At 46.2% G+C, this 12,940-nt stretch carries 14 protein-coding genes; 12 read left to right on the top strand and 2 right to left on the bottom strand.

The window, feature by feature from the left end; all coding sequences use genetic code 11:
• Nucleotides 1-45: 45 nt before the first annotated feature.
• The 6 genes from AC6CIF_RS03965 to AC6CIF_RS03940 all read left to right on the top strand — a co-directional run bounded on the left by AC6CIF_RS03965 (nucleotide 46) and on the right by AC6CIF_RS03940 (nucleotide 3,690).
• On the top strand, nucleotides 46-441 hold the full coding sequence (locus AC6CIF_RS03965; RefSeq protein ID WP_498197989.1) for a hypothetical protein: 396 nt from the start codon (nucleotides 46-48) through the stop codon (nucleotides 439-441).
• Nucleotides 442-443: 2 nt separating this feature from the next.
• The gene (locus tag AC6CIF_RS03960; RefSeq protein ID WP_498197988.1) at nucleotides 444-1,160 is read left to right on the top strand and encodes a GNAT family N-acetyltransferase; all 717 of its coding nucleotides are present in this window, start codon (nucleotides 444-446) and stop codon (nucleotides 1,158-1,160) included.
• Nucleotides 1,160-1,630, top strand: coding sequence for a GNAT family N-acetyltransferase (locus AC6CIF_RS03955; protein ID WP_076209240.1), 471 nt, complete (start codon nucleotides 1,160-1,162; stop codon nucleotides 1,628-1,630). Before AC6CIF_RS03960 ends, AC6CIF_RS03955 begins: the two co-directional genes overlap by 1 nt.
• A gap of 67 nt (nucleotides 1,631-1,697) precedes the next feature.
• Entirely contained in the window at nucleotides 1,698-2,084 is a 387-nt protein-coding gene (locus AC6CIF_RS03950; RefSeq protein WP_076209239.1) for a hypothetical protein, read from the top strand.
• A gap of 247 nt (nucleotides 2,085-2,331) precedes the next feature.
• Nucleotides 2,332-3,114 (top strand): glutamate racemase, encoded by a 783-nt coding sequence (gene murI, locus AC6CIF_RS03945; protein ID WP_498197985.1) that lies wholly within the window; start codon nucleotides 2,332-2,334, stop codon nucleotides 3,112-3,114.
• A 24-nt stretch (nucleotides 3,115-3,138) separates the two neighbouring features.
• A complete protein-coding gene (locus AC6CIF_RS03940; RefSeq protein ID WP_498197983.1) occupies nucleotides 3,139-3,690 on the top strand; it encodes a histidine phosphatase family protein in 552 nt (183 codons plus the stop codon).
• A gap of 69 nt (nucleotides 3,691-3,759) precedes the next feature.
• On the opposite strand, the gene AC6CIF_RS03935 is transcribed toward AC6CIF_RS03940, so the two are convergent.
• Nucleotides 3,760-4,122, bottom strand: coding sequence for a DUF423 domain-containing protein (locus AC6CIF_RS03935; protein WP_076252477.1), 363 nt, complete (start codon nucleotides 4,120-4,122; stop codon nucleotides 3,760-3,762).
• A 64-nt stretch (nucleotides 4,123-4,186) separates the two neighbouring features.
• The gene (gene coaA / locus AC6CIF_RS03930; protein WP_498197981.1) at nucleotides 4,187-5,116 is read right to left on the bottom strand and encodes a type I pantothenate kinase; all 930 of its coding nucleotides are present in this window, start codon (nucleotides 5,114-5,116) and stop codon (nucleotides 4,187-4,189) included.
• Between the two features lie 194 nt (nucleotides 5,117-5,310).
• Between coaA and AC6CIF_RS03925 the strand changes: the two genes are divergently transcribed.
• From AC6CIF_RS03925 to odhB, 6 genes are all read left to right on the top strand, one after another.
• The gene (locus AC6CIF_RS03925; RefSeq protein WP_091032893.1) at nucleotides 5,311-6,099 is read left to right on the top strand and encodes a DUF3891 family protein; all 789 of its coding nucleotides are present in this window, start codon (nucleotides 5,311-5,313) and stop codon (nucleotides 6,097-6,099) included.
• Between the two features lie 236 nt (nucleotides 6,100-6,335).
• Nucleotides 6,336-6,845: an 8-oxo-dGTP diphosphatase gene (locus AC6CIF_RS03920; RefSeq protein ID WP_339309022.1), complete on the top strand. Its 510-nt coding sequence runs from the start codon at nucleotides 6,336-6,338 to the stop codon at nucleotides 6,843-6,845.
• A 359-nt stretch (nucleotides 6,846-7,204) separates the two neighbouring features.
• Nucleotides 7,205-7,702, top strand: a complete 498-nt coding sequence (locus tag AC6CIF_RS03915) for a GNAT family N-acetyltransferase (protein WP_036610208.1) — start codon at nucleotides 7,205-7,207, stop codon at nucleotides 7,700-7,702.
• Nucleotides 7,703-8,137: an NUDIX domain-containing protein gene (locus tag AC6CIF_RS03910; protein WP_498197978.1), complete on the top strand. Its 435-nt coding sequence runs from the start codon at nucleotides 7,703-7,705 to the stop codon at nucleotides 8,135-8,137.
• A gap of 633 nt (nucleotides 8,138-8,770) precedes the next feature.
• Nucleotides 8,771-11,644: a 2-oxoglutarate dehydrogenase E1 component gene (locus tag AC6CIF_RS03905; protein ID WP_498197976.1), complete on the top strand. Its 2,874-nt coding sequence runs from the start codon at nucleotides 8,771-8,773 to the stop codon at nucleotides 11,642-11,644.
• Nucleotides 11,645-11,649: 5 nt separating this feature from the next.
• The gene (odhB, locus tag AC6CIF_RS03900; protein WP_498197975.1) at nucleotides 11,650-12,921 is read left to right on the top strand and encodes a 2-oxoglutarate dehydrogenase complex dihydrolipoyllysine-residue succinyltransferase; all 1,272 of its coding nucleotides are present in this window, start codon (nucleotides 11,650-11,652) and stop codon (nucleotides 12,919-12,921) included.
• The last annotated feature ends 19 nt before the right edge of the window (nucleotides 12,922-12,940 follow it).

The raw sequence follows: 12,940 nt of genomic DNA, 5'->3' as shown, positions 1-12,940 counted from the left end.
CAAATACGCAAAATCCATTCGTATGTGTGTGAGAAATACCGTATAATGGAAATTATTAAGGGGGTGCAGACGATGTGCAGATATGCCATGTCGGGACCATACAAAGACATCTATGCATGCTTCAATTGTCGCAAATCTTTTAAACAAGTTTCCAGATACGACCTGAGCCCTGAAGTGGTGGCACAACTTGAATATAAATGTCCGCAGTGTGCTGCGTCTATGGTCAGCATGGGACAGGATTTCCAGGCACCTAAGCAAAATGATACCAAACAATGGACCAAAGTGATGATTCTGTATTGCCATGGTTATACCTTTCATAATTGCGGGTGCGGGGCTGGATATCGCCCTGCTGATTTACGTGAATTATCCGATTTTCTGGAGCAGCAGGAAGCGGGTAAAGGCAGTGAAGGCAAACGATTATTGCAAAGGTTAACTTCATAGTTATGGTGCCAAAATCGAACCTGTCGTCTATGGAAATGTTGAAAATACAGGCGAGCACGTTATATACAATCAATGAGCAGCAGCGTTTATTAAGCATTAACGAGCCGGGTGGTGGGCAGGCTCCAGCCATTTTTATCGGGTTGACTTCTGCCGGTTCACTGATCTATTACCATGAGCAGTTACCGCCGGATCTAATGGATGAGTTGGGTAAGGATTGCGAGCATCCATTGGATATTCCAAAACTGATTCGCAAGGTGGGAACCTTTGAGCCAGTTAACCATGTGTGGATGGGACCAGCCTATGCTTTTCCTGGGTCATCTAATGAATGGAATCTGGAGGTTCAGTTGATTGGTCAGGGGCAGCGTTATTTGCTGGCAGAGCATTTCCCTGAATTAACAGATCACTTGCATGAAAAATGGCCTGTTTCCGCTTATGTTATTGGTGATTCTGCTGTGGCAGTGTGCTGCTCTGCAAGGGTTTCCCTTCATGGTGCAGAGGCGAGCCTGTATACGACACCCGGTTATAGAGGACATGGATATGCAGCGGAAACGGTAAAGTGCTGGCAGTATTATGTCAAGGAGCGTGGATGCATGCCAATCTACAGTACATCTTGGGATAATCTCGCTTCACAGCATGTTGCCCGTAAACTCGGATTAATCCAGTTCGGTGTGGATTTCAGTATCACAACTGTGGATTTGAGGAAGGACTGTGATGTCTGATGATCCGCACTTTCGTACAAAAGGATCTGCAGTATGTCATTGAAGCACATATCCGAATCTATCGAAACGAGTATAATTATGATCATAGCTTTGCTGAATTTATCACCCATGCGGTGAATTCGTTTGGACTTAAAGGCAATCATTCGAGGGAGATGTTATGGATTGTTGAGTTAGATCAGACAGCTTCCAGCTCCATAGGACTTACTCAGGTGAATGAAAATACGGCTCAACTTCGCTGGTTTCTGATCGAACCGGAAGCACGTGGTGCAGGATGGGGCGTGAAGCTTATCGAACAGGCCATTCTTTTTGCAAAAGAAAAGGACTACACATCCGTGATCCTGTGGACCAATGAGTCTTTGATCGGCGCGCGTAGATTATATCAATCTGTGGGCTTTGAAGTGAAGGAAGTCCGCAAGCAGATGTTGTCAGGTCAGGAGCTTACCGAAGAACAATGGGAACTTGTTCTGTAGTTGGCCGGGGGCTTGAGCATGAAAGCTGAATCTGTTGAGTTAACTCGTTGTTGAAAGGAGTGGTATAGTGAATCGCAGAAGACTGATTCTGGGTTTGTTATCCGTATGCACAGCATTGACGGTAGCAGCATGTTCGACTTGGACAGAAGACCAAGCATTATCAGCAACCATTGAAAGCAAGTTGCAGCAGATGGTTAGCGACCCTGTCCTCCTGACCAGTAGCAATCCGAATGATTATATTGCTGGTAACCGGGAGGCTTACGACGACATCTTGAATACGGCGGAGGCAGGACTGCCTTTCCTGCTACAGCAGCTCGAATCCAGTCCGGATAATGGTCTCAAGGAATGGATCATGGCTCAGGCAAGTACTGAAATGCTCGGAGAGCTTAACCCTGTAGAGGCGTGGCATAGTGGCAAGGACTGGCTCAGACAGTATAAAATGAGCGTAGAATAATGGCTTATCTTCTCTATAGTACCTGACTTAGCGGAAGTAATGGAGGGGGCGGAATCGATTCTGAAGAAGCGATAGCGTTCGCCTTTGTTAGCGATCAGAAGAACGATCCGTAACCGGAATGGTTCCCGCAAGTCGTCAAGCACTGTAGTGTGTGATGAGCCGGAAGTACAAACCTCACCTCAAGTCAGCATGAGCAGCATTGAGAGGTTCTTGGAACCGGAAAGAATACATTATAGAGGTGAAATCCTTGAATAAGAAAATTGCTTTTTTTGATTCAGGCATCGGTGGTTTAACCGTTTTGCATCAGGCATTACAACAGTTTCCGGAAGAAAAATTCCTGTATTACGCAGATACCCTGCATGTCCCGTATGGAACCAAGTCTGCGGATGAGGTTAGAGGACATATTTTTGATTGTGTGGAAGCCATCGTTAAGGAGGATGTCCAGACAATCGTGATTGCTTGTAATACAGCAACAAGTCTGGCTGTGAAGGATCTGCGCGCCAAGTACGATATCCCGATCATTGGCATGGAGCCTGCGGTGAAACCAGCCGTGGAGATGAATCGTGATAGTGGAAAGAGAGTGCTTGTATTTGCTACGGCCCTCACCTTGAGCCAAACCAAGTATAACGAACTGGTATCACGTGTTGATGATCACCACAGTGTGGATTCCATTGCGCTGCCGGAACTTGTGGAGTGGTGTGAACAGCTGGATTTTGATCCGGGCAAAATCGCTGATTATTTCCGGTTCAAGCTGGCAGATCTCGATCTTCATGGGTATGGCACAGTGGTGCTTGGTTGCACGCATTATCCATTCTATACGTCCATTCTGCGCACGGTTCTGCCCGATCATATACAGATTATTGATGGCAGTACAGGTACGGTGAACCATCTGAAGCAGCGGCTTGGACTGGTGGCTCAACATGGAGACAGAACAGGGGAACAGGTCACTTTCCTCAGTTCATCAGGCCGACCGGAAGAGCAGGAGAAGATGTACAGTGCACTTCAATATCTTGAGATGAACTCCAAGTAGGTTACACCATAGGAGGTGATAGCTATGCAGTCCATTTACCTTATCCGTCACGCCAAGGCCACAGGGCAGGAACCCCATGCAGAGCTTACAGATGAAGGGATCAGGCAGGCTGAAAAACTTGCAGATATCTTGGCTCATCATTCCATATCGTATATTGTCTCCAGTCCATGGAAAAGGGCCGTTCAGACGGCTATGCCACTGGGCATAGCAACGCTGCAACATATACATACGGATGAACGTCTCCAGGAGAGGATACTTAGCTCTCTTGATCTGCCTAACTGGATGGATGTACTGAAACGTACATATGATGATGTGGATTGGGTGGAAGAAGGCGGGGAATCTTCTAGAAACGCGGCTGCAAGGGGGCTGGCACTATTGGAAGAGTTGTGGAGCAGACCGGAACAGCACGGGGCCGCGGTTACACATGGGAACTTGTTATCACTGCTTATTCGTGAGTATGAACCATCCTTTGGTTATGAAGAGTGGACCAAACTGTCTAACCCGGATGTGTATGTGCTGGAGAGACAACGACCAGATGAAGGGCTGTCCACCATTCGAAGAATTTGGACAGATTAAACAGTAAAAGAGTGCTCCAGCGATATTATATCAGCCAGAACACTCTTTTCGTTTATCCACGGGGCATATTTATAATGCGGCAATCATGATCATAACCCATCCAGCCAAAAATGCGACTCCGCCAAGTGGGGTAATGGCTCCCAATTTGCGAACACCCGTTACACTTAAAACGTACAGGCTGCCAGAGAACAGGATGATCCCGGCGAACATCAGCCATCCGGCAAGCATGACGAGTGAAGAGGATTCAAGACGGTCTGCCAGCAGTCCGATCAGGATGATGCCAAGTCCATGGATGAGGTGATATTGAACACCGGTTTCATAGATTTTGATCATGTCAGCGGATAGTTTGCGCTTGAGCGCGTGTGCACCAAAAGCACCCAAAGCAACAGCCAGGAACATCATAATACTGCCGAGTATAATCAGGGTTTGCAATGTGTTTTTCTCTCCTTTTAAGGGTAATTAGATATAACATCAAAGTGTACTGCACGAGTGTTATCTACAGTTTGCGCAATTGAATCTGTCCAATGGAGTGATCGGCTTCCTTTTTCAGAATCAGTCTGGCACGCCCTTTGGTTGGCAAAATGTTTTCATGCAGGTTTTTGGCATTGATATCCTGCCAGATCTGGTTGGCCGTACGAACGGTTTCTTCTTCATCGATATTGGCGAATCGTTGATGGAAAAAGGAATCCGAGTTCTGGAACGCTGTATTGCGGAGCAGCTTGAAACGCTCAACGTACCAGTGTCGTATATGCTCTTCTTCCGCATCAATGTAGATGGAAAAATCGAAGAAATCACTAACCAGCAAAGGCGTTTCCTTTTTGATCTGAAGTACATTGATGCCTTCAATAATGAGAATATCCGGTTGACAGATCTGTTTCTCTTCCCCTTGAATGACATCGTAGGCGAGGTGAGAGTATACGGGTGCTTTCACTTCGGGTTTGCCAGATTTCACATCACCCATGAACTGAATCAGGGATTTGATATCATAACTTTCCGGGAATCCCTTGCGGTTCATGATGCCCTTCTCTTGCAGCACGGCATTGGGATATAAGAAACCGTCGGTTGTGACAAGGTCAACCTTCGGGCTATTCTTACCTCTGGCGAGCAGTGCCTGTAGCAAGCGGGCCGCTGTACTTTTGCCCACGGCAACACTTCCCCCAATTCCAATGATGTAGGGGGTGGGGAGGGCTTCTTTTTTCATAAAGGAGGCCGTCAGTCGATTCAGCTCTCGTGAAACTCTTGCATATAGGTCAATAAAGTGGGTAAGAGGCAAATATATATCTTCGACTTCTTGAATCGATACCTCTTCATTCAATCCCTTTAACTGTTCTAATTCGGCTTCCGTCAGTGGCAGAGTGGTCTGATGTTCTTTAAGTTCAGCCCATTCCTTGCGGTTAAACTCGATGTAAGGAGAGTATAAATTCATGAGATCCCGCTTTCTGTATGTAATATAATTGTGGACACAACCTTTAGTGTATCAAATTTCAGGAAACTGACAACACCTTTACATTGTGCATTTCATAATGCCTTTCGTCAAAATGGAGCGAAAACCAACTTATAGGAAAGTTTAACCCAATTTATGTTAAAGTCAACGTATACCATGCGGAAGGGTGACAGCACATGATCGTATATGAGAGAGAGCATGATTTTGTTTTGACCGCACAGCATGAGCATGGATTAGTAGCCGGTGAGATGGCTTCCCACTGGAAAAATGAATTACTAGCCGATGCTGGGCATCGGGATGAATTGATTCTAGCGGCCAAGGAACATGACCGTGGCTGGATTGAACTGGATTCATCTCCATTCTGGAATGATTACAGTCAATCGCCGTATTCGTTTCGTGATTTTCCATTGCGTCCGCGTTTTGTATTCTACCATAAAGGGATTGAAGAAGTTCGTCAGAAAAACCTCTACGCCGGATTATTGTGTAGCTTGATGTATACGGAACTGTTTCAGAAAAATCTGGGGGCCAATGCTCAGGATGATGATGACATCCGAGATTATCTGCAACAAGAACACGAACGTCAGCTGGATTGGGAGAAACAGCTTGGTGGTGATGCTGAAGCACTGAAACAGAGGTTGCAAAGTGATGTGGAGATCATGCTTTTCTGTGATCAGCTCAGTTTGTTTCTCTGTATGGAGGAACCTGGAACACCTGCTGCGCGTTATGATTTTTTTGCAGAAGGGCTCAGTTGTACGTTTGATGCCTGTTCCAGACAACCAATTCAGGCAGAGTGGTTATCCAATGAAAAAGTAGGCCTGTCGTTTTTCCCGTTTGATGAGGACTTTACGGTCGTTTTGCCTTATAAATCGGTGCCAAAGGCAAGTATCCGCAAATTTGGTATGCAACAGGCTTATCGCCGGGCTGAATGGAAGGAACGCCGGGTATTGATTACGGAATTGAACTGAGAACTGGAAACTCCAAGCTTGAGTACAGAGCAGCATAGAATATCACAAACAGGCGGGCTTCTATGTACAGGTGTACAGGGCGTCCGCCTTTCGTATGCATATATATCATCATAGACTATACTGTGAGACCGGTGAAAATTGCAATGAATCAGAGTGGGAATAAAGAAGGAAAACACAGGTTATTCCCAGAAATGTTAGTGTACAGCAGAGAAGCGAATGTTAGCAGGAGGACCAATATGGATACTAGAATAGAAATATTAACGATGTGTATGGTATGGGACAAAATGAATGATCAGGTGTTGCTAATGAATCGGCCGGATCGCAAAGGATTTCCGGGATACATCGCTCCTGGGGGGAAGGTAGACTTTCCGGAGAGTATCGTGGATGGTGCCGTGCGGGAGGTTCTGGAGGAGACGGGGCTAGCGGTCAATGAGATTACGTATAAAGGGCTTGATGAGTTCTGTGATCCCGAACAAGGATTGCGGTACATGGTATTTAACTATTTGGCGACTTCATTCGAGGGTCAGTTATTGCAAGATCCGCCCGAAGGCGAACTGTTATGGGTGCCTATGAAGCGGGTTTTTGAGCTGCCTATGCAGGATTGGTTTGCTGAACGTTTCCCGCGTTTTTTCCAAAAAGGCACTTTTGAGCGGAGTGTGATCTGGGAGAAGTCATCCGGACGTACGTTGCAAGAGACATTTATGGTGTATAGCGATTCGGTACTTGAACAGAGTGGGACCCGATAAGTTAAAACGTCAGAAGGAGGAAAAATCATGGGATACCAGCATGCCCTGGAAGAATACATTGCGGCGACGCTTGATGGGGAATGGAAATTAATCCATGAGCATTTAAGCTTGGGTTAGGATAAAAAGAATGCCTCAAAATGTATCATCCATATCTATATATTTATATCCAAATATTATGATATAATGAAGTTTACTATTTTTATAGGAGATGACTAGTCTGTGGTTAATAGTGTGTGATTAATAGATGGAGTAAACTAGTTTGTTGAAATGAAGAATGATATATTTGTGGATTTGCCATACATAGGCTTCTGCAAACAGAACGTAAATGAATATTGTACGATGAAAAGGTGGAGATTGGCATGAAATTGTCGTTCCGGATTTTGGACTGGGAAGAAGAGAGACCCTACGAACTTTTATTGATGGCTGATCCTTCAAAAGCAATTGTAGATGAGTACCTGAGTCGGGGTGTTTGTTTTATTGCCGAGTATGAAGGAGAGATGGTTGGGGAGTTCGTATTGTTGAAGACTCGTCCGGAGACTGCGGAGATTGTTAATATTGCCGTACAGGAAGAACTGCAGGGACAAGGTGTAGGCAAACACATGATTAAGGAAGCGATGGAAGCTGCACGTAGACTGGGATGTCGAATTCTAGAGATTGGGACAGGCAACTCCAGCTTTCATCAATTGAAGTTATACCAACGTTGCGGTTTCCGCATTATCGGGGTTGATCGTGACTTCTTTGTGAGGCATTATGAGGAAGAGATTATAGAGGATGGTATCCGCTGTGTGGATATGATCCGTATGGCCATAGATCTGGATGCTGTTACAGAGGATGAAAACGAAAGGAAGAGCCCTTAAGTGAATCGGCATACACATATTGGGGTATATGGCTTGGTCGTTTGGGAGGACCAATTCCTGTTGATTCATAAGGCTCGCGGAGCATATCAGGGGCAATGGGATTTACCAGGCGGAAGGCTGGAATTTGGCGAGCAGCCAGAGACTGCTCTTCATCGTGAGTTTGAAGAAGAGACGGGCCTGACCCATCTACAAGTGATGATTCGTTCTGCGGAGTCTACGGTACTGGAATGGGTGCATCAAGGTAAGCCGGAAGAGTTGCACCATATCGGGATGTTGTATGATGTTGTTTTGACCGCAGCCAGTCAGCCGGATCATATCAAAAAAGAACCCGATGGTGAAGATTCGCTGGGCGCGGACTGGTTTACTCTGGAGCAGGTTAGAGATCTTTCCCTAACGCCGTTTGCAGAGTATATGATTAGTCAAAGCACATCTTGATGCGCATCCTCAACTTTATTGTTAACTTAAATTTGCTGAATTCAATCAAGCTGCTCGGATAATTTATGTCTGGGTCAGCTTTTTCAGTTGGTCTCCTGAAGAAAACCCCAATTATTTGTTGAATGTGACGTCAAATGGTTAATGTTTAACTTGACGGTTTGTTTTTGAACATAATGGACCACAATTCAATTAAGGAGGTAAAATGGGAGATCGTATGCCTATTTTGTTGTAATTAAGCGTTCGTTGTTCTGCTCAAATTGATCGATTTATTCGATTCATCTAATTTATGCATCAATTGAACTAAAAATAGGAAATGCTCCTGAGCGTAAAAGTTTATAGAATAGATATTAGAACATGGACTTCACTTGAAGAAGAGGAGAAAGTGTAACCTTCGAACGGATCAGGACAGTATTCGACATCTGTGCGACGGTATATACAATCATTGTTTTACTTTGATTTTGAAAACGCAGACAAACCTTGACGGGAGCGTCGGACTAACGTTACTACCACCAACAGCACGATTATTGGACTTCATGAAAAATTTCGCTTAAAATGTTGAACGAACGCAAATTACGGCTTAGTCAATGATTTCCGTCAAAAACTTATGACTAAATCAAGACGGAGGGAACGTCGATGACGATCGTGGAAGGCAACAAGAAGCCCTGGGAAAGTTACTATGGCCCCAATATGGGATACGTACAGGAACAATATGAATTATTCACTCAAGACCCTGGTTCGGTTACACCGGCCTATCGTGAACTATTTGAACAATGGGGTGCACCGCCGATGTCTGGCAGGGATGCACGCACAACCTTGAATTCCGGCAACGCCCAATCGGCTTCCGGAAGCGTAGACATTCAACTATTACAGAAAGCGGTTACAGCGGGTAAACTGGTATGGAACATCCGTACCTATGGTCATCTTGCTGCAGATATAGATCCGCTTGGAATCAGTGAAGATACAGACACATCTTTGCTGGAACCTCAGCATTTTGAATTAAACGAAGAAGATCTGAAAGCTTTGCCTGCTTCCCTGATCTGGGAAGGTGCAGATGGGCAGACAGCAACCGGATGGGATGCAATCCAACGCTTGCGTCAGATATACACTGGACCCATGGCCTACGAATTCAGTCATGTGCACGAAGTTCAGGAGCGTGAGTGGCTGAATCGTCGTGCGGAATCCCGGACATCACCGGCTCCGCTTACGCCGAAAGAACGTAAGGCTTTGCTGGAACGTTTGGTTGAAGTTGAGCAATTTGAAGATTATCTTCACAAAACATTTGTTGGGCAGAAACGTTTCTCCATCGAAGGTAACGATGTGCTTGTGCCGATGCTGGATGAAGCTGTTCGCATCATGGCAGAAGCCGGATCAAGCCACATTCTGATGGGGATGGCCCACCGTGGACGGTTAAATGTACTGGCTCATGTTTTGGGCAAACCGTACAGCAAAATTTTCTCTGAATTTCATCATGCTCCGAACAAAGATTTGGTTCCATCGGAAGGTTCGACTGGAATCAACTACGGTTGGACGGGGGATGTCAAATATCATATGGGTGCCAATCGTTTTGTAAAAGACGGGGAAACTGTACAGGCACGCCTTACTCTGGCGAATAACCCGAGCCATCTGGAATACGTTAATCCGGTTGTACAAGGGTTTGCACGTGCGGCTCAGGATGACCGTCGTGACCCTGGATATCCGAAGCAGGACGTAACGAAGGCAGCTACCATTTTAATGCATGGTGATGCAGCATTCCCTGGAGAAGGGATCGTTGCAGAGACACTTAACTTCAAAGCTCTGCCAGGATATCAGAATGGCGGAACCATCCATATTATCGTCAACAATCGTCTGGGTTTCACTACAGATAGCGGTGATTCCCGTTCAACGTACTATGCAAGTGACCTTGCTAAAGGGTACGAGATTCCGATTGTACACGTGAATGCGGACAATCCGGAGGCTTGTATTGCAGCCATCCGTATGGCAGCAGAGTATCGGAATCGTTTCAAAAAGGATTTCCTGATCGACTTGATTGGTTACCGTCGTTATGGCCATAATGAAACCGATGATCCCGAAACAACTCAACCTATCGTGTATGACAAGGTGAAAAACCATCCAACGGTAAGTCACTTGTATCAGGATCAGTTGAAACAGGAATCGGTTATCGATGATGCGTCCATTACGAGCATTCGCGATGGAGTAACGAACAAATTAAAAGAAGCTTATGACCAGATGAAGAAAAACGAAGTACATGAATATTACCAACGGAAAATCAGTGACCCGGAGGCTGTTACGATTACTCCGACTGCGGTACCACTGGAGAATCTGCGCAGCATTAATGCCGATCTGCTGAAATGGCCTGAGAACTTCAACGTGTATCCGAAGTTACAGCGGATTTTGCAACGCCGGAGCACTTCCCTGAACGAAGGGGAAAAAGTGGATTGGAGCCTTGCGGAGACACTCGCATTTGCAACCATTCTGGCAGATGGCAAGCCAATTCGGATTAGTGGACAGGATGCAGAACGTGCAACATTCGCTCATCGGAATCTGGTGTTGCATGATTCGGAGAATGGAGCAAAGTTCTGCCCATTACATCACTTGCCACAGGCAAGAGCATCCTTTGCAATCTATAACAGTCCGTTGTCTGAAGAATCCGTTGTTGGATTCGAATACGGATATAACGTATATTCACCCGATACATTGGTCATCTGGGAAGCTCAATTCGGTGACTTTGCCAACTGTGCACAAGTTATTTTTGACCAGTTTGTATCATCGGGGCGTGCCAAATGGTCTCAAAAATCCAGTCTGGTCATGTTGCTTCCACATGCGAATGAGGGTCAGGGACCTGAGCATACAAGTGCTCGTCTTGAACGCTTCCTGCAGCTTTGTGCAGAAGACAACATGACGGTTGCCAACTTGTCGAGTGCATCTCAGTACTTCCACTTGTTGCGTCGTCAAGCTTCGTTGACTGAAACGGAAGATGCTCGTCCACTAGTGATGATGTCACCAAAAAGTCTCATTCGAAATCCGCGTGTTGCTTCACCGGCAGTTGAATTCAGTGAAGGCAAGTTTGAGCTTGTGCTGGAGCAAGCCGGACTGGGTACACAGCCGGATCGCGTAGAGCGCATTATTTTGTGCAGTGGCAAGATTGCCATTGACCTGGAAGATGCTTTTGAAAAAGATAAAGCAGATTGGTCATGGCTTCACATCATTCGAGTGGAACAGCTATATCCGTTCCCGGCAGAAGAGATCAAACGTATATTTGCACGTTTCAGCAATGTAAAAGAACTGGTATGGGTACAGGAAGAAAACAAAAACATGGGTGCCTGGACATACATGGAGCCTCGTCTTCGTGAAGTTGCCCCGGAAGGCACAACCGTTAGATACGAAGGTCGCCCGGAACACGCAAGTCCTTCCAGCGGTTATCAGCTTGTGCATAGTATGGAACAGCAACAGATTATTACATCTGCGTTGAAACAAACGACGAAGAATAATATTCCACTGGGGAGGTAACAGCTGTGAGTGAAATTAAAGTACCTGCAATGGGTGAGTCAATAACTGAGGGAACTGTATCCAGATGGATGGTTAAAGAAGGGGATACCGTTAATCAGGGTGATGTGCTTCTTGAACTGGAAACGGATAAAGTAAATATTGAGATCAGCGCAGAAGAAAGTGGCGTGCTGGAGAAGATCATTCGTCAGGAAGGAGAGACGGTAGAGATCGGTGAAACGATCGGTACACTCTCAGCTGGTTCTGGAGGAGGAAGCGGTGCACCCGCTTCCGAACCAGCAGCTGAAGAGAAAAAGGCCGTTACTCCTGCACCTGAAGCTCCAACACCACCACCAGCACCTGTTGCGGCAGCACCGGAGTCATCCGATAGTGCCAAGACGGCTTCACCGTCTGCTCGTAAGCTTGCACGTGAACGTGGTATCGAGTTGGATCAGGTTCAGAGCAAAGATCCGATTGGACGGGTATACCAGGATGATGTGAAGAGCCATAACAATCAGGCGCCTGCTCCTGCTGCTCCACCTGCGAGTAAAGCTCCAGCAGCACCAAGTGCTCCGGCAGCTGGAAGTTCTACCTATACCAAACCAGTGGAGCGTCAGCGGATGTCTCGCCGCCGTGCGACCATTGCCAAACGTCTGGTAGAGGCTCAGCAGACAGCAGCCATGTTGACTACGTTTAATGAAGTTGATATGACTGCGATCATGGATGTGCGTAAACGCCGTAAGGACAAGTTCAAAGAGAAACATGAGATCAACCTGGGCTTCATGTCCTTCTTCACCAAAGCGGTTGTGGGAGCTTTGAAAAAATTCCCTACAATTAACGCAGAGATTGATGGCGAAGATGTTGTGCTCAAAAAGTATTATGATATCGGCATTGCCGTATCTGCGAAGGAAGGACTGGTTGTACCGGTTGTGCGTGATGCCGATCGTCTGGGCTTTGCCGAGATCGAGAAGAGCATTGCGGACCTGGCATCCAAAGCTCGTTCCAACACGCTGGCGTTATCTGATCTGCAAGGTGGAACGTTCACCATCACTAATGGTGGAACATTTGGTTCCTTGTTGTCTACGCCAATTCTGAATACACCTCAAGTGGGTATTCTGGGGATGCATAAGATCCAGCTTCGTCCAGTGGCGATTGATGCAGAGCGGATGGGGAACCGTCCAATGATGTACATCGCGTTGTCCTACGATCACCGGATTATCGACGGTAGTGAAGCTGTACGTTTCCTTGTGACCGTGAAAGAACTGCTTGAAGACCCGGAATCCCTGTTAATTGAAGGTTAATCCATAAAGCTTGTTTATA

It is taken from the genome of Paenibacillus sp. GQ49 (assembly GCF_059759055.1).
The sequence above is the reverse complement of the archived record's forward strand: the minus strand, read 5'-3'. Positions and strand labels throughout refer to the sequence as shown.